This window comes from Levilactobacillus zymae DSM 19395 (genome assembly GCF_001434115.1).
Taxonomy (GTDB): Bacteria; Bacillota; Bacilli; order Lactobacillales; family Lactobacillaceae; genus Levilactobacillus; species Levilactobacillus zymae.
The window spans coordinates 88595-105794 of the sequence record NZ_AZDW01000051.1 but is presented as its reverse complement, the minus strand read 5'-3'; the positions used below and the strand labels follow the sequence as shown (position 1 = coordinate 105794).

The window sequence follows — 17200 nt, the reverse complement described above, 5'->3', positions numbered from 1 at the left end:
GCAGCCGCGGCCACGCCTTTTTCAATCATGATCATAAGTCAATGCATAAAACCAATGCTCAGCCCTATTTGGCCTTATCCAGCGCCGATACGTCAATCAAGCCCTTGAACAGGCCGTAAACGAACTCGTTGGGGTCAAATGGCCGTAAGTCGCCGATTTGCTCGCCCAGCCCAATAAATTTCACGGGCACGTGCAGTTCGTTGCGGATGGCCAGGACGATCCCCCCACGGGCGGTCCCGTCCAACTTGGTCAAAACGATCCCCGTCACGTCGGTGGATTCCTTGAACAATTTGGCCTGCGTCAACGCGTTTTGCCCGGTCGTGGCGTCCAAGACCAGTAAAACTTCGTGCGGGGCCGTCGGGATCTCGCGGGTGATGATCCGCTTCATCTTCGCCAGCTCGTTCATCAGGTTGACCTTGTTTTGCAACCGCCCCGCGGTGTCCACGAACAGAATGTCGTAGTCGTCGCGTTTGGCCTTTTGCACGGCGTCAAACACCACGGCCGCCGGATCGGACTGGGGTTTGCCGGTCACGATATCCACGTCGGCGCGCTTGGCCCAGACGTCCAATTGCTCGGTCGCCCCGGCTCTAAAGGTATCGGCCGCCGCCAAGAGGACCTTCTTGCCCGCCTGATGGTAGCGGTTGGCCATCTTCCCGATGGTCGTGGTCTTGCCGACCCCGTTGACCCCGACGAACAAGATCACGGTCGGTCCTTCCTTGGCGAAGTTCAGGGCGTTACTTTCTTCTTGACTGCCAGCCTGGTCGTAAATTTCGACCATCTTTTCGACGATTACGTTTTGGACGTCCGCCGATTTCTTGGCGTTTTGCAGCTTGACCTCGTCACGTAACTCGTCGCTGAGCTTAACGGCCATGTCGAACCCGACGTCGGCGCCGATCAGCGTTTCCTCCAAGTCGTCGAAGAAACTCTCGTCGACGTGGCGGAAGTTCGCCAGCAGGGCGTTTAAGCGTTCCCCAAACGTGTGCCGGGTCTTCGCTAAGCCTTGGTCGTAGAGCTGTTCGTCACTGGCCGGTTGGTCGTCGCTGGTAGACGCTGGTTCAACCGGCGTGGTGCTGGTGCTTAATGACGCCGTGCTGGTGCTACTCGTCGCACTAGCCAGGCTCGGGGTCACCGCCGAAACGGTAACCGCACTGGTCGTGGTCAGGCTTGCGGCGTCACTCGCGGAGACACTACTCGTGGAGGCCGTGGACGTTGCCGTCGAGGCCACACTCGTCACCGAGGTCGGTTGCGCACTCGCCGTCGCACTCGCCGTGACCGTACTGGTCAGACTAGGCGTCGCCGTAACCGCGGACACACTGGTTTCGCTGTCTTCACTGGCCGCGCTGACCGAAATCGTCGATTCAGACGCCACGCTGGTCAGACTCGCGGGCGTGGCGGACGTTACGGCCGCGGTCGCTTGAGCCTCACTGGTGCTGGTCTCGGTCGCACTCACACTCCCGCTCACGCTGGTCGTGCTGGTTTCACTAGTGACCGTTTCACTGGTCGGTGTTTCACTCGCCGGGTGCTTGGCCCGCCGGCGGAAAATATCAAATAATCCCATTATGCTTGCTTCCCTTCCGCAGTGGTCTCAGAATCTTGGTTCAAATCCACGGCCACCATCTTGGAGACCCCGGATTCTTGCATCGTCACCCCGTACAGCACGTCGGCTTGCACCATGGTTTCCTTCCGGTGGGTGATCACGATAAATTGGGTTTGTGCTTGGAATTGGTGGATGTAGCGCGCAAACCGGGTCACGTTGGCCGGGTCCAGCGCCGCTTCGACCTCATCTAAGATACAAAACGGCACGGGTTGGACCTGCAGGATCGCAAATAACAGCGTGATGGCCGTTAGCGCCCGTTCGCCCCCGGACAGCAGCCCCATGTTCTGGAACTTCTTGCCCGGCGGCTGGGCCATGATGTCGATCCCGGTGGTCAGCAGGTCGTCCGGGTCGGTCAAGACCAACTCGGCCGTCCCCCCGTTGAACATCTGCTTAAACGTGGCCGTAAACTTCTTGGCGATCTGGTCGAAACTGGTCTTGAACCGATGCTTGACCTGGTCGTCTAGTTCGCTCATGGTGGCGGTCAATTGGTCCTTGGCCGTCAGTAAGTCGTCCCGTTGCTGGGTCAAGAAGTCGTAGCGTTCGCGCACCTCATGATACTCGTCGATGGCGTTTAAATTGACCGTGCCGATCTCGGCTAAGCCCCGCTTCAACAACTTCAATTGGACGGCCAACTGGTCGGCCGGCAAGTCGCTTAAGTCCTTTTCGGCCGCGGCTAAACTCAGCTGGTACTTTTCCGATAATTGATTTTGTTGCTGGTCGATCAACGCGTCGATGCGCGTCTGGTTGACCTGCGCCGTCTTCAAATCGTCGTTGGCCACCTGCAACAAGCCGGTCGCCCGGTCGTTAGCCGCGTTGGCGCTCGCCAGTTGGTCGTTGATCGCAGTCAACTGGTCGTTGGCCGCGGTCAACGCCTGCTGGGTGGTCTGTTGCTGGGCCTGCGCGGCCCGTAACTGCTTAGCGGCCTCGGCGGGGGTCAAGCCCTCCTGCTGGGCCAGTTGGGCCTGTTCTTTGATCAGCTGTTGGCGGTTCGCCTGGGCTGTCTGTAAATCGGCTTGGTGTTGACGCAGCGTTTGCTGGTGCTGTTGTTGCCGTTCTTGGGCCCCGGCCAGCCAGGTCTGCTTAGCGGTCAACGTTTCGCGTTGCGTGGCCTGCTGGTCGCTGGCCGTTTTGATCTGTTCCTGGAGGGTCTTTAACTCGGTCTCCTGTTGCGCGATGGCGGCCTGGCCCTGCGTGATCTTGGTCTGGAGTTCGGCATCGGTGGTACCTGGCGCCGCTCCGGTCGTTTGCTGGAGTTCTACCTGCGCGGCCTTTAGTTGCCGTTGGGCCTGCTGGTCCGCGCTCTTGGCGGCGGCCAGTTGGTCGTCGAGTTGCCGACACCGCGGGTGCAGGTCGTTTAACTGCGCCTGCAGCGTCTGACTGCGCTGCTCGCTGGCCTGTAAGGCGTCACGTTGGGCCTTGACCTTGGTTTCTTGGTCGCGTAACTGGTCGGCCATGGTGGTCAGCGACGCCTGCAACTGTTCGAGTTCTTGGCGTTGCCGTAAAACGCTGGTGTGCGATTGGCGGGCTTGCCCCCCGGTGATCGCCCCGCTGGCGCTGACCACGTCACCGGCCAGACTGACCACCCGGTAACGGTGATGGATCTGACGACTGATGGCCACCGCCGCGTCCAAATCGGTCGCTAAGATGGTGGTCCCCAACAGGTAGTTGAGGATCGGTTGGGCGTCACTGGCGATGGTCACCAGGTCGCTACCGACGCCCACAAAGCCGTTTAACCGGGCGAGTTGGTGGCGCGTGGTGGCGTCGAGTTGGCGCTGGCGTACCGTGGTCACGGGCAGAAAGGTCGCCCGACCGGCACGGTGTTCGCGCAGATACTGCACGGCCTGCTTCGCCGTGGCTTCATCGCGCACCACGACCTGTTGGAGCTGGCCACCCAACGCGTATTCGATCGCGGTGGTGTAGTCTTCGGGGACCTTTAACAGTTCCGAGACGGCCCCCAACAGGCCGGTGAACCGGTCGCGCTGGCGTAAAATGGCCCGCACGCCTTGGTAGAACCCACCGTATTCCGTGAGCGCCGCCTGTTGACTGGCCGCCTTGGTCTTCGCGCGTTGGTAGACCTCTAAGGCGGCCTGCCAGTTGTGTTGCAGTTGTTGGTACTGGTGTTGGTGTTGTTGATACTGACCCGCTTCGGCGTCGTTGGCCGCTTCGGCCTGGCTGAGCTGGTCGTGCGCCGCGGTCGCCTGCGCCTGTAACTTGGTGACGGTCTGCGCAGTCGTCTGCGCGGTCGTCTGTAGATCGATCAACTGCGCACTCAGGCGTTTGCCCCGTTGCTGTTGGCGTTCCTGGTCCTGTTGCAGGTATTGCCGCTGGTTGCGCCACGCGGCGACCTGTTGCTTCTGGTCGAAATAGGCCGTCCGCAGGCTTTCCAGTCGCTCGCGTAGTTGGTCGATGACCTGATCGCTAGTCGCTTTTTGCAGGTCCTTGATCTCAGCCTGGTGGGCCTGAATGGTGGCTTGCAGGTCGCTTAACGCGGCCTTTTCGGTCGCCAGACTGGCGGTAAGGTCCGCCACCCGTTGTTCAGTCGTGGCGAGTTCCTGGGCGAGACGGGCCTGTTGCGTCGCTTGGTTGCGTCGCTGCTCGCCGGACAGGTTGACCTGTCCTTGCCGTTGTTCGACCAGTTTCGTGGCCGTGACCAGTTGGGCCTGCAGGTCGTCTTTTTGCGCCAATAACTTTTTTTGTTGCTGCTGTAAGGCCTGAACCTTTTGGCCGTGTTGCTGTTGCGCGTATTGCTGTTCGTGGACCAAGCCCTTTTTCTGGCGTACTTCCTTATCCAAATCGTCCTTTTGGGCCAATTCGGCGTGGAGTTGCCGGACTAATTGGGTACGGTCCAGCACCGCGAAGCGTTTCTTCTGGGCCAGGTAATCCTGCGCGAGGTCGCTTTGTTCCTCGAGAGGCTTCAAGCGCCCTTCGAGTTCGGCGATGATGTCTTCGACCCGGTGGAGGTTCCCCATGGTCTCGTCGAGTTCGCGTTCGGCCTTTTCCTTGTGCTTACGGTACTTGTAAACGCCGGCGACCTCTTCGACGATGCTGCGCCGTTCTTCCGGCTTACTGTTGAAGATGGCCGCCACTCGGCCCTGCGAAATGATCGAAAAGGAGTCTTGCCCCATCCCCGAATCCATCAACAGTTCCGTGATGTCCTTTAACCGGCAGCTTTGCCCGTTGATCAGGTACTCACTTTCCCCGGTCCGATACAGCCGCCGACTGATCGTCAGCTCCGTGTAGGCACTCTTCAAATAGTGGTCGCTGTTGTCCAACGTGATGGCCACCGACGCCCGGTTGAGCGCGTGGCGATCCGAGGACCCCCCGAAGATGATGTCGGGCATCTTGGTGCCCCGCAGGCTCTTAGCTGATTGTTCGCCTAAGACCCAGCGCACCGCTTCGGCAATGTTACTTTTCCCGCTACCGTTCGGACCGACGATGCCGGTCATCCCCGGCAAAAAGTCAATTCGGGTCTTGTCCGCAAAGGACTTGAACCCGCTAATTTCTAGTGTCTTTAACCGCATCGTGAGCCATCCTTATTCTTCTGCTTTTAAGTTTTCTAGCGCGTGGCGCGCTGCGTTTTGCTCCGCGTGCTTCTTGGAGTGCCCGGTGCCTTGCCCCAGGAGCTTGTCGTTGACGTAGACCGCGACCTTAAAGGCCAGGTCGTTATCCGGTCCCTCTTCGTCGAGCAAGCGGTAGTCGATGTCGACGGCCCCATGTTGTTGGACCAGTTCCTGTAACTCCGTCTTGTGATCGAAAAATTCGTCGAACCGGCCTTCGTCGAGCTTAGGGAAGACCACCTGGGTGACGAAGCGCACCACCGTCTCCAGGCCTTGGTCCAGGTACAGTGCCCCGATGAAGGATTCGAAGATGTCGCAAAGCAAAGAATCGCGTTGCCGGGCTTGAGCCTTTTCCTCACCCTTACCCAACCGAATGTATTGGTCAAAGTGACACTCACGCGCAAAACTGGCAAAACTATTTTCGTTGACCATCGCCGCCCGTAACCGGGTCAGCCGACCTTGGGGCATCTGCGGGTAGCGCCGGAAGATGTAATTGGAGACCACCAGCTGCATGACGGCGTCACCCAAAAACTCGATCCGTTCGTAAAATTTCAAGCCCTGATTAGGGTGTTCGTTAACGTACGACGCCTGGGTAAAGGCCTCGTCGAGTAAGGCTTGATTCTGAATGTGTATATCGAAATTATCGGCTAATTCTTGATTTAATCCTGCAATCACGTGCCATTCCTCATTTCTTTTGGTTAGATTGAAAAAGCCCGGGACGAAAGGTTGCGGCCCGGACTCGCTCAGTACTTATTTTTGTTCGCCTTGGTGGGCGACAATGTAGTCCACCACTTCACCAATGGTGTTTAGCTTCTCGGCATCCTCGTCGGAAATCTCCGCCCCGAACGTATCCTCCAACTCTAAGACGAATTCGACGAAGTCAATGGAGTCCGCGTCTAAGTCCTGCTTGAAGTTGAGCTGTTCGTTGATTTGATCCCGGTCGACTTCGAACCGATCCGCAATAATGTCCGCAATTTTATCGAAAATCTCTGCTTTTGTCATGTCCAATCCCTCGCTCACAGTATTCAAATAGTAGTCTAACCGTTTTTAACGACCTTGTCTAGCAGATTCTGCGCCGCTACTTGAGCGTGGCTTTCAGCTCCGCCATTTGGTCCGTGTGTTGGTCGAAGTAGGTCACCAGTTGTTGGGCACTGTTGGTCTTCAACAGCTCGCGAATTTGCCCGATCGTGTTCTTGACGGTCGGCGCCTTGGTCGACCCGTGGGTCTTGACCACCGGGGCCTTTAAGCCGAGTAATACGGCGCCCCCGTACTGGGAATAGTCCATGGCGGCTTGGACGTTATGGAAGACCGGCTTCAAGAGCCCGGCCCCAATCTTGCCCCCCAGACCGCCACTCATGATCTCACCCTTGATGAGCTTAAGCATGGACAACGCCGTGCCTTCGATGGCCTTGAGCGTGGCGTTACCGGTAAATCCGTCGGTGACCACCACGTCGGCAGCCCCGTTCAGCAGTTCGCGCGATTCGACGTTGCCCACGAAGTTCAGCTCGTCCATCTGGGCTAACGCGTCGTGGATCGCCCGGTGATTCTGATCACCCTTGTCGGCCTCGGTCCCGTTGTTGAGCAGCCCGATTCTGGGATTAGCCACGTGCATCACGGATTGGGCGTAGTACTGGCCCATGACCGCGTATTGGACGACGTTAAACGGTTTGGTGTCGGCGTTCGCTCCCACGTCGAGCATCACAAAGCTCGATTGGTCGGGCTTCCGCAACACAGGCAACGTGGTGGTCAAGCCGGGCCGGTCGATGCCCTTGATGCGGCCCACAATCAGTAAGCCGGCGGTCAAAACGGCCCCGGTGTTGCCGGCCGAAAAGAAGGCGTCGGCCCGGCCTTCGCGCACCGCCGTAGCGGCCAGCACGATGCTGGAATCCTTCTTGCGGCGCACGGCGCGCACGGGTTCGTCGCCCATTTCGATGACCTCGCTGGCCGGCACCAGTTCAATGCGCGTGGTGTCGTGCAGTAACGGCTGGACCTGGTCCGGTTTTCCGTACAATAAGAAATCCAAATCGGGGTAGGCGTCGCGCGCTAACTCGATTCCCTTGACGATTTCGGCGGGGGCGTAGTCGCCACCCATGGCGTCAACGGCAATTTTCATGTGAAGTTCGTCTCCTTTTTTAATCCATAGTGGTGGTTTGGTGCGCCGTGGTCGTGAGAAACGCCGCCACGGCTAAATTAGCGTCTTGATTCTCCCAGTCGGGTTCGTCGACCACGGTCTTGGCCACCTGTTGGGCGGCACTCAAGATGTTCAGGTCGGCCACCGGGTCGCCGACCTTAAAGTCGGGCACCCCGGATTGGCGGCGGCCCAAGACATCCCCGGCCCCTCGCAGTTCGAGGTCCTTTTGGGACAACACGAATCCGTCGGTGGTGCTGGTCATGGTGGTCATCCGCTCGATGGCCAGCTGGTTCTTGGGGTCGGCGATCAAAATACAGGTTGAGGCCTTCTTGCCCCGCCCGACCCGGCCGCGCAACTGGTGTAGCTGGGCCAAGCCAAAGTGGTCGGCGTCGTAGATCAACATCAACGTAGCGTTGGGCACGTCAACCCCGACTTCGATCACGGTCGTGGCTACCAAGACCTGAAATTCGTTGGCCTTAAAGGCGTCCATGATGGCGTTTTTCTCGTCGTTTTTCATCCGACCGTGTAACAGGCCCACCTTATAGCGCGGTTCAAATTCCGCCTTGAAGCGCTCGTAGATGGCCTCGGCGTTCTTCATGTCGACCGCCTCGGATTCCTCAATCAGCGGCGTGACCACGTAGGCCTGCGACCCAGCGGCCAGCTCGTCCTTGACCCGCCGCAACATGGTGCTTTCCTGATTGCTGCGAATCCAGGTGGTCTGGATCGGTTGGCGGCCGGCCGGCAGTTCGTTGATCACCGACACGTCCATCTCCCCGTAGGCCGTGATGGCCAAAGTCCGCGGGATCGGTGTGGCGGTCATCGCTAAGATGTCGGGCTGGGCCCCCTTTTGCCGCAGGGCCTGGCGTTGGTTCACCCCAAAACGGTGTTGTTCATCAATCACCGCTAAGCCCAAGTGATGGTAATGGACCTCGGGTTGGATCAACGCGTGGGTCCCCACCACTAAGTTTACCTCACCATTGGCGATTTGCGGGAGTAAAACCTTCCGCGCGGCCGGTTTGGTGGCCCCGGTCAGTAACGCCACGTTCACGGGAAAGTCCGCGAACAGCTTCGCCAGGTTGTTGGCGTGTTGTTCGGCTAGGATTTCCGTGGGGGCCATCAGCACCGTCTGCGCGCCGGCCGTGATGGCGGCGTACATCGCGATGGCGGCCACCACGGTCTTACCGCTCCCCACGTCCCCCTGCAGCAGGCGGTTCATGTGGATCGGCCGTTTCAGGTCGTAACAGATCTCGTTGACCACCTTTTTCTGCGCGGTCGTCAACTCGTAAGGCAGGCTTTCGATAAAGGCCTTCAACCGCGGGAGATCGTAGGCCAACTGCTGCCCGTACAGGGTGTGGTCCTGCTGCTTCATGATCTGTAGGCGCAACTCGAACAGGAAAAATTCCTCGAATTTGGCCGTGCGCCGGGCCGCAGCCGCCGCGGTGACGTTGGCCGGGAAATGCATGTCGTGGATCATCTGCTTGCGGTGCAACAACCGGTACTGGTCGCGCACGGCGGCGGGGATCAGGTCCACGATGACCGGCGCGTAAGCTTCGTAGGCGGCCGTGACCAACTTCTTGATTGTGGCCTGGCGAATCTCCTTGTTGGCCGGGTAGATCGACCCCATGGCCCCGTTGGCGCTGCTTAGGATCTTCATGCCGGACAGGCTCTGGCGCTTGGCGTCGAAACGCCCGTAGACCACCAGTTGGCCGCCCGTTGTAATCTGGTCGCGAAGCCACGGTTGGTTGAAGAAGGTCACCGGGATCACATTGTGGTCGTCCAGCAACAGCCGAAAGTTCAGGCGGGTCTTCTTCCGACCAAAGCGCGTCAACACCGGCTCGGCCGCCACGGTCCCCTTCAAGGTGACTTTGGCCTGATCGGTCAGTTCACTGGGGTCCTTGGCCTGCAGGTCCTCGTAACGAAACGGAAAATAGGTCAAAAGATCGTTGATATTTTCAATGTCCAATTCCTTTAGCGCTTGGACGCGCTTTGGTCCCACCCCGCTTAATTCGCTGACCGCATCGTTTAAACTCGCCACGGCCCCTCGCCTCCTTAACTGCTATGATAAAAAAGATTGGACACGGGTGTCCAATCTTTTAAGGAAATCAGGGTTATTCCACCGAAATCAAGAATGGATAAACCGGTTGGTCCCCTTCGTGAACTTCTGTTTCTAGGTCGCCGTCTAAGTCGGTGACCCGTTGTTGGAGTTGATCCGCCAAATCGGCGTTGGTGTCGGCCCCATAAATGATCGTGACGATTTCGCTATCGTCGTCGAGCATGGCCTTGACCGTGTCAACCGCCGTTTCTAAGAGGTCGGCGTCGGTCACCTGAATGGTGCCGTCGACGATCCCCATGTAGTTACCTTCCTTAATGTCGAAACCGTCCAGCTGCGTGTCGCGAATGGCGTGTGTCACTTGGCCACTCTTGACCGTGCTGAGGTTATCTTCCATCGAGGCTTGGTTGTCGGTTAATTCGGCATCCGGATTGTACCCCAACATCGCCGTCATCCCCTGTGACACCGTCTTGGCGTGGACGATGACCGTCGGAATATCAGCGACCTTCGCGGCCTGTTCGGCGGCTAAGAAGATATTCTTGTTGTTCGGCAAGACGATGGCGCGCTTGGCCTTGGAGGCGTTAATGGCGTCCACGATGTCTTGGGTACTTGGATTCATGGTTTGGCCCCCCTGGACCACGTGGGTGACGCCCAGGCTCTTAAAGAGCGTGGCTAAGCCGTCGCCGGCCACGATTGCAATAATGGCGGTGTCCGGGGTGTCTTCGGCCGGTTCGGCCACGGCTGGCGTGGCGGTTGCCGGTTGTTCGTCATCTTTTTCCATGATGGTTTCCTGTTGCATCCGCATGTTATCGACCTTGACCTTGGCCAAATCACCGAACTCTTGGCCCCAGGCAATGACCTTGCCGGGGTGTTCCGTGTGGACGTGGACCTTGACGATCTCGTCGTCGTTGACCACCAGTAAGGAATCGCCCAAGTCGGCCAGATAGTTGTAGAACGTATCGTAGTCAAACTTGTGGTCGACCTGCTTTCCGCGACCGATCCGCACCATGATTTCGGTACAGTAACCGTACTTGATGCTAGCCGGGTCTAACTTACCCTGCGCGCTTTGGTGATGGGCGGCGTTGATCATTTCGTCCATCTCGGCGTCGTCGGGCTTGTAGTCGGCGTTTTCCGCGACCCGCCCGTTCAGGGAATCGTCAAAGGCTTCCAGGACAAAGCTCAAGCCCTGACCCCCGGAATCCACGACCCCGACCTGTTTGAGCACGGGTAAGAGGTCCGGCGTGGTGGCTAAGGCATCGGCGGCCGCCTTGCGAACGGCGTCCATGACCACCAACACATCGTCGGTGTCCTTGGCGGCGTTTAACCCCGCCTGAGCGCCTTCGCGGACCACGGTCAAAATAGTCCCCTCGGTCGGCTTCATGACCGCCTTGTAGGCCGTTTCGGCCCCGGCAGCGAACCCGTCGGCCAGGTCCTGGGCCGTTAACGTGGTCTTATCGGCTAACTTCCGCGAGAAGCCCCGGAAAATTTGGGATAAGATGACCCCGGAATTGCCCCGGGCCCCCATCAGTAAGCCCTTGGCCAGGGCCACGGCTAACGCACCCACCGCCGTAGTGTCGGCGTCGCGTTCGTACTTGGCCCCACTGGCCAGTGACAGGCTCATGTTGGTTCCCGTATCCCCATCGGGCACCGGAAACACGTTTAATGAATTAATAAAATCAGCGTTTTGGTTTAGTTTTTGCGAGGCGGCCTGAACCATCTTACCAAACTCAAGATTAGTAATTTCTGTGACTTTCAACTAAGTATCCTCCTTGACTTTCGGTCGTCCGGTTGGCTAATCCGCCAATACCCGCACCCCTTGGACAACAACGTTCACAGAATTGGCGGTAACGCCGAGCATCGTTTCCAGGTTGTATTTCACTTTTGATTGGACGTTGCGGGACACTTCGGAAATCTTGGTCCCGTAGCTGACAATGACGTACACGTCGATCGCCACGCCGTTATCTTCTTGGCGCACGACGACCCCGCGGGCGTAGTTCTCCCGCCGCAGAATATCGTTGACGTTATCCCGAATTTGATTCTTGCTTGCCATGCCCACGACACCATAATTATCAGTCGCGGCACCCCCAACTACGGTCGCAATCACTTCATTGGTGATATCAATTGTTCCGTACTGAGTCTTAATCTTTACGGCCATGGAAATAGCCTCCTTGTCAAAGAATAGAATCTTAACAGAAATTAATCTTACCACAACCTATCGAAAAATAGAAATAGGAACACCAAAAAGCACGAGTTGACGCTAATTAAGTGTCAAGTAAAAATCCTTGAAAGAAAATATTGCGTTCCGTAAAATTGTATGGTAAATTAGTCAGGTGAGTAAAAAGCACCTGCTTTTTAAAAAGTAATGAATCCACAAAGGAGGGTTTACGCCATGGCAAAGGATTTTATCAACGGTAAGCGGACGCGCTTCGGTAACAAGCGTTCCCACGCCTTAAACTCGACTCGTCGTGCTTGGAAGCCGAACTTGCAAAAGGTTCGCATCTTAGTAGACGGTAAGCCAAAGAAGGTTTGGGTTTCTGCCCGGACTTTGAAATCAGGTAAGGTAACCCGCGTTTAGTTTAAACACGGCTTATAAAACAAATGCACGACTTGGAACTTTCCGGGTGGTGCATTTTTTTGTGCTTAGCTTTCCCGTTGCTGATTAGGTATCACTGGGCCACACTACTTAATAGGAAAAACAAATTAATCCCCCCTGCTAAAAAGGCATCCCGACCAGCGTCAGGATGCCTTTTTGAATGACTTTAGTCGTGGTGCGCTTCGTAGGTATCACAACTTTGAATCACGCACAACAATCCGGTGTCGAATTTAAACGTCCCCGTTGCGCCCACAAACTCGTTGCTGGCAAAGGAGATCGCGTACGGAATCGGTTCGTCGTGTAGCTGATACTTCTCGTCACTTAAGGTCAAATGATCGATGGGCGTTAGCGGCACGAAGGCCAGGTACTGCTTATCGGCCTCCTTGTGAATCGTGTATTGGCCCGGCAAGAAAAACGAAATCGTGTTCTGCCGGTCGATCAGGCGAATCTGCCCCGCATAGCGCTTATACTGCGGTTCCAGCACCAAAAACAGGTTGGCCAAGAAGTGATCCAACCGCCCCCCCGTGGCGCCGTAAATGTCGACGCGTTCGGCGTGGTAATCCCGAAAGGCCACCATGACGGCCATTTGCGTATCCGTGAAGTCCTTTTCCGCCTGGGCGGACCGGACGTCTTTCACGTTGCGCCGGACTAATTGGAGTTCCGGTTCCTGTAAGGAATCAAAGTCCCCGATGGCCGCGACGGGCTGGATGTTCTGGTCGATTAACCGTAAGGTCCCCCGATCGACCCCAATCCAGGTCCCGGCGATTTGGGTCAGGTCTTCCGGCCAGTTGGCCTTGGGACCGCCCACCAATAGATTAAACGTTCCCCCCCGTGGCATTACTTGGTGGCGTCCTTTAACGCTTGGACCCGGGCAGCCGGATCATCGGCGTTGAAGACGTAAGATCCGGCAACGGCGACCGTCGCACCGGCCTTGGCACATTCAACCACGGTCTGGTCGTTAACTCCACCGTCGACTTCGATGTCAAAGTCGTAGCCCTTGGCCTTCTTGATGGCGTCTAATTGGGCGATCTTTTCGACCGTGCTGTGCAGGAACTTTTGACCCCCAAAGCCGGGGTTGACCGTCATCACTAAGACTTGGCCGACCATGTCTAAGACCGGTTCGATGGCGCTCACGGGCGTCCCCGGGTTGATGACGACTTCTGGCGTCACCCCGGCGTTTTGAATCATTTGTAAGGCCCGGTGAATGTGGGGCGTCGCTTCGACGTGGACCCCGATGATGTCGGCGCCGGCCTTAGCAAAGTCATCCACGTAACGTTCTGGGTTTTGCACCATCATGTGGACGTCTAAGACCATCTTCGTAATTGGCCGAATCGCCTTGACCCAACCGGGACCGTAGGATAAAGCGGGCACGAATTGACCGTCCATGATGTCGATGTGTAAAACTTCGGCACCGGCCTGGTCGACCTTTTCGATATCTGGTTGTAAGTTGACATAATCCGCACTTAAAATGGATGGCGCTACTTTAATCATAAATTTTCTTCCTCATTTCTTTTTATTGTAAACAGGTTTTTGGTTCTTTAACAACGTGAGTAACTGCAGGTAATTGTCGTAACGACTCTGCAACACATCGCCGGCCTCTAACGCGGCCTTGACCGCGCAACCGGGCTCGTTGACGTGCACGCAGCCCCGAAAGCGACACTGACTGGCCAACGCGAGAAATTCGGGGAAATATTGCCCCAATTCCCGGTAATCGATGGTCAGCGTGTCATACGACGAGAACCCCGGCGTGTCGGCCACTAAGCCGCCCGCCACGGGCATCAGGCTGACCTTCCGGGTGGTGTGACGGCCCCGGTTCAACGCGGTCGAGATTTCCCCGGTCGCTAGGGTCAGGTCCGGGGAGATGTGGTTGAGCAGGGTAGATTTCCCCGCCCCGGTCTGGCCCATGATCACGGTTTCCTGGTCCGCCAGTAGGTCGCGTAACTGGTCTAAGCCAGCGGCGGCGAACGGCTCGCGACTCAGGATCACCGGATAACCGATTTGGCGATACCCCGCCGCCAGGGTCTCAAACTCCTGGTAGCGCTGGTCGTCGATCAAATCGGTCTTGGTCAGATAGATCACCGGTGCGATGTGGCTGACCTCTAAGGCGATCAGTTGCCGGTCCAACAGGTTGGTGGAAAAGTCCGGTGCCTTAACGGCGGTGACCACCACGCCCTGATCGATGTTGGCGACCGGGGGCCGGGTCAACGCGTTATCCCGCGGCAAAATCTTTAAGATGTAGCCTTCCTTGGGGGTGGAACTTTCAAACTCTACCCGGTCGCCCACCAGCGGGGTCACCCGTTTTTTACGGAAATTACCTCGCGCGCGGGTCCGGTAAAGCTGCCCGTCACTGAACACGTCGTAAAACCCACTCAGCGACTGGCGAATTTGTCCCTCCATGACGCACCTCCTTTACTAAAAAAGCTCAGTTCCCTTTTATTATAAAAGAACTGAGCCATAAATGCAGGTTTTTTTCTTAATCTTTCGTGACGTGTTTATCCTCGGCGATTACGGTCCCGTTGCGGACAATCTTATAAGCTCCGGCCTTCCCGCTGGCCACCGTAAACGGTAAGGTCACGGTCGCGTCGCTGGTAATGGTCATTTGTTTATAAATTGAACTGAGTTGGTGATCTTGGTCCTTCAGGTAGATCTGAATCAGGTTCTCCGTTGCCGACGAGGCCACGGTGCTACTGTCGCTAGCGTCAGCGTCGCTGGTACTCGATGAACTACTGTCAAACGGGATACGCACCCGCACGTTGAACTGGTCGGTCGCCGGTCCCTTACTTTCGGGGCCCCGCGAGAGCGTCAGGGTGATTTCGTCCCCCTCTTGCACCACGGCCCCCTCACCCGGCGACTGCCGGATGACCTTGCCCTTGTCGACGTCGTTGGAGTAGGCGTAACGGAAGGCCAGGTTCAGGTTGTGCCCGGCCGCGTAGTTCTGGGCCTGGGTCTTGGTCTTGTCCGTCAGGTCGCTTAACGTGACCGTCTGGGACCCGGTGGAGACCGTAAAGGTGATGGCGGTGTCCTTAGGGATCACCTTCTGGCCCGCCGACACGCTCTGTTGCATGATGCGCCCGGCCGGCACGCTGGTCGAGTGGACCGACTCGCGGTGGACCTTAAAGCCTAACGCTTGGAGCTTCGCCGCCGTGCTGGCGTACGCATCACCCTTGTAATCGTTGAGCTTATAACGTTGCGGGCCCGTACTGATCCACAGGTCGACTTCGGTATTGCGTTTCAACTGCGTTCCCGAGCGCGGTTCCGTCCGAATGATCCGGTGTAACTTGACCTTGGCGCTGGACGTTCGGTGAATCTCACCGACCTTCAGGTGGGCCGCCGTCAGCGTGGTCTGGGCGCTGGCCTGTTTCCGGTCGACCACGTTAGGCACGCTGGTCATCTGGGGCTGAAACAGGGCCACCCCGATCAGGATCCCGACCAGCAGGAAAAACAGAATCACGGCCGCCCAGATAAACCGAAACCGGCGGGGGTGGCGCTTGCGGTAACGGCCCTTCGCCGTGGCCGCGTCGGCCGCATCCCCGGTTGCCGTCTTCGCGGTCGCGGCCGGTTGTGGCGCCGTGGCAGCCGGCGTGGCGTCAGCTTCCGCGGCATGGTCGGCCGCCGTTAGGCTACTCAACGCGCTCAGCGGCAAGACCTTGGTCTCCCCGTCATCGTCGCCCGCTGGGTCAAAGCGCTCTTCACCCGCCCGACTCGGCGATAGGGCCGTTTTTAGGTCCGTTGCCATGGCCGCTACGTCGGGGTAGCGGTCTTGCGGACGCTTGGCCGTGGCCTTGAAGACCACGTTTTCTAACGCCTGCGGGATGTTGGCGTCCACGGCGCGCACGGACGGAATCTCCGATTGGAAGTGTTTTAACGCAATGCTCACAGCGGTCTCGCCCTCAAACGGCACGGTACCCGTCAGCATTTCGTATAAAATGATGCCTAACGAATAGATGTCCGATTGCTTGGTGGCCATCCCCCCGCGGGCCTGTTCCGGCGACAAGTAGTGCACGGAACCCAGCACCGTGTTGGTCTGGGTCAGGCTGTGTTCGGACAGGGTCACCGCGATACCGAAGTCGGTGATCTTGGCCACCCGTTGCGGGTCGATCAGGATGTTTTGCGGCTTCAAGTCGCGGTGAATGATGTTGTGTTCGTGCGCCAACTTCACGGCACTCAGAATCTGTTCCATGATCTCGATCACTTCTTGGTAGGCAATCGGAAAATGGTCCTTGATGTAGGCCTTGAGGTCGGTGCCCTGCACGTACTCCATCACCAGGTACTGCATGCCGTTTTCTTCCCCCACGTCGTAAACCTGCACGATGTTGGGGTGGAGTAACTCGGTCGCCGCTAACGCCTCGCGCTGAAACCGCCGCACGGTACTGGGATCGTCGCGTAAGTCTAGACGTAACAGTTTGACGGACACGTCGCGGTCTAAGATCAGGTCGTGAGCCAAGTAAACGTTGGCCATTCCACCTTCACCTAACGCCCGGATGATCCGGTAGCGTCCGTTTAAAGTGTATCCGGTCCGCATCAGCTCGCCGCCTTCCCGTGGTTCACCACGATCAACACGGTAATGTTGTCGAGGCCCCCCGCCGCGTTGGCTAAGGCCACCAGGTGGTCACATTTTTGGGCCGCCGTCTGGTCACTGGTCAACACGTCCTTGATTTGGGCGTCGTCGACCATGTTGGTCAACCCATCGGTACACAACAGGAGTTGGTCGTTTGCGACCAGCGGGTAGGTATTGAGGTCAAAGTTGGCGTCGGCCGAAATGCCAAGCGACCGGACGATGATGTTTTTTTGCGGATGGTGCCGGGCTGCCTGGCGACTCAACTCCCCGCGTTTGACCAGCTCGTTGACTAGCGAATGGTCCTCGGTCAGCTGCCGCAATTTATCATCACGCAACAGGTAGGCCCGAGAATCGCCGATGTTGGCGACCACGACCTCCGTGGTGAAATAGACCGCTGCGACTAACGTGGTCCCCATGCCGTTCAAATCGGCGAACTGGTTGGATTTTTCGATAATGGACCGGTTTTCGACCGTGATCTGGCCGCTGATCCACGCGCGAGCGTCCTCAGCCGTCCGCCAGGCGGTCGCTTCGAAGTTATGGCCGAGGTGCGAGACCGCCATGGCACTGGCGACGTCGCCCCCCTGATGGCCGCCGATACCGTCCGCGATGATGGCCAGATGCTGGCCCGCCCGGTTGGTAAAGACGTCGACGTAATCTTCGTTATCGGCCCGTTGTTCCCCAATGGCCGTCCGATAAGCAACTTCCATGGTCGAT

Annotated in this window: 14 protein-coding genes; 1 reads left to right on the top strand and 13 read right to left on the bottom strand. The window is 57.7% G+C overall.

All coding sequences use genetic code 11. From position 1 onward, the window contains the following. Positions 1-64 precede the first annotated feature (64 nt). The 8 genes from ftsY to FD38_RS11360 form a co-directional block, all read right to left on the bottom strand. Positions 65-1558 carry a signal recognition particle-docking protein FtsY gene (ftsY, locus tag FD38_RS11395; RefSeq protein ID WP_057734326.1) on the bottom strand — a complete coding sequence of 498 codons (1494 nt, stop codon included), beginning with the start codon at positions 1556-1558 and terminating at the stop codon, positions 65-67. Next, the gene (gene smc, locus FD38_RS11390) at positions 1558-5118 is read right to left on the bottom strand and encodes a chromosome segregation protein SMC (RefSeq protein WP_057734324.1); all 3561 of its coding nucleotides are present in this window, start codon (positions 5116-5118) and stop codon (positions 1558-1560) included. Before smc ends, ftsY begins: the two co-directional genes overlap by 1 nt. Positions 5119-5130: 12 nt before the next feature. Further along, positions 5131-5829, bottom strand: a complete 699-nt coding sequence (gene rnc, locus FD38_RS11385; RefSeq protein ID WP_057734322.1) for a ribonuclease III — start codon at positions 5827-5829, stop codon at positions 5131-5133. A 75-nt stretch (positions 5830-5904) separates the two neighbouring features. Next, positions 5905-6156: an acyl carrier protein gene (gene acpP / locus FD38_RS11380; protein WP_057734320.1), complete on the bottom strand. Its 252-nt coding sequence runs from the start codon at positions 6154-6156 to the stop codon at positions 5905-5907. Positions 6157-6232: 76 nt separating this feature from the next. Next, a complete protein-coding gene (plsX, locus tag FD38_RS11375) occupies positions 6233-7267 on the bottom strand; it encodes a phosphate acyltransferase PlsX (RefSeq protein WP_057734318.1) in 1035 nt (344 codons plus the stop codon). Positions 7268-7286: 19 nt separating this feature from the next. Next, positions 7287-9320 (bottom strand): ATP-dependent DNA helicase RecG, encoded by a 2034-nt coding sequence (gene recG, locus FD38_RS11370; protein WP_057734316.1) that lies wholly within the window; start codon positions 9318-9320, stop codon positions 7287-7289. 73 nt (positions 9321-9393) lie between these two features. Next, positions 9394-11091, bottom strand: coding sequence for a DAK2 domain-containing protein (locus tag FD38_RS11365; protein ID WP_057734314.1), 1698 nt, complete (start codon positions 11089-11091; stop codon positions 9394-9396). Positions 11092-11127: 36 nt separating this feature from the next. After that, positions 11128-11490, bottom strand: a complete 363-nt coding sequence (locus FD38_RS11360; RefSeq protein ID WP_057734312.1) for an Asp23/Gls24 family envelope stress response protein — start codon at positions 11488-11490, stop codon at positions 11128-11130. A gap of 234 nt (positions 11491-11724) precedes the next feature. Between FD38_RS11360 and rpmB the strand changes: the two genes are divergently transcribed. Next, positions 11725-11910, top strand: coding sequence for a 50S ribosomal protein L28 (gene rpmB, locus FD38_RS11355; protein WP_057734310.1), 186 nt, complete (start codon positions 11725-11727; stop codon positions 11908-11910). A 184-nt stretch (positions 11911-12094) separates the two neighbouring features. On the opposite strand, the gene FD38_RS11350 is transcribed toward rpmB, so the two are convergent. The 5 genes from FD38_RS11350 to FD38_RS11330 all read right to left on the bottom strand — a co-directional run bounded on the left by FD38_RS11350 (position 12095) and on the right by FD38_RS11330 (position 17193). Next, positions 12095-12766: a thiamine diphosphokinase gene (locus FD38_RS11350; RefSeq protein WP_057734308.1), complete on the bottom strand. Its 672-nt coding sequence runs from the start codon at positions 12764-12766 to the stop codon at positions 12095-12097. Continuing rightward, on the bottom strand, positions 12766-13419 hold the full coding sequence (rpe, locus tag FD38_RS11345) for a ribulose-phosphate 3-epimerase (protein WP_057734306.1): 654 nt from the start codon (positions 13417-13419) through the stop codon (positions 12766-12768). Before rpe ends, FD38_RS11350 begins: the two co-directional genes overlap by 1 nt. Before the next feature lie 12 nt (positions 13420-13431). Then, complete coding sequence (gene rsgA / locus FD38_RS11340; protein WP_057734304.1) at positions 13432-14325, bottom strand: ribosome small subunit-dependent GTPase A; 894 nt, start codon at positions 14323-14325, stop codon at positions 13432-13434. Positions 14326-14401: 76 nt separating this feature from the next. Then, a complete protein-coding gene (pknB, locus tag FD38_RS11335) occupies positions 14402-16450 on the bottom strand; it encodes a Stk1 family PASTA domain-containing Ser/Thr kinase (protein WP_057734303.1) in 2049 nt (682 codons plus the stop codon). After that, the gene (locus FD38_RS11330; RefSeq protein ID WP_057734300.1) at positions 16450-17193 is read right to left on the bottom strand and encodes a Stp1/IreP family PP2C-type Ser/Thr phosphatase; all 744 of its coding nucleotides are present in this window, start codon (positions 17191-17193) and stop codon (positions 16450-16452) included. The genes pknB and FD38_RS11330 overlap by 1 nt, the downstream gene beginning before the upstream one ends. Positions 17194-17200 lie beyond the last annotated feature (7 nt).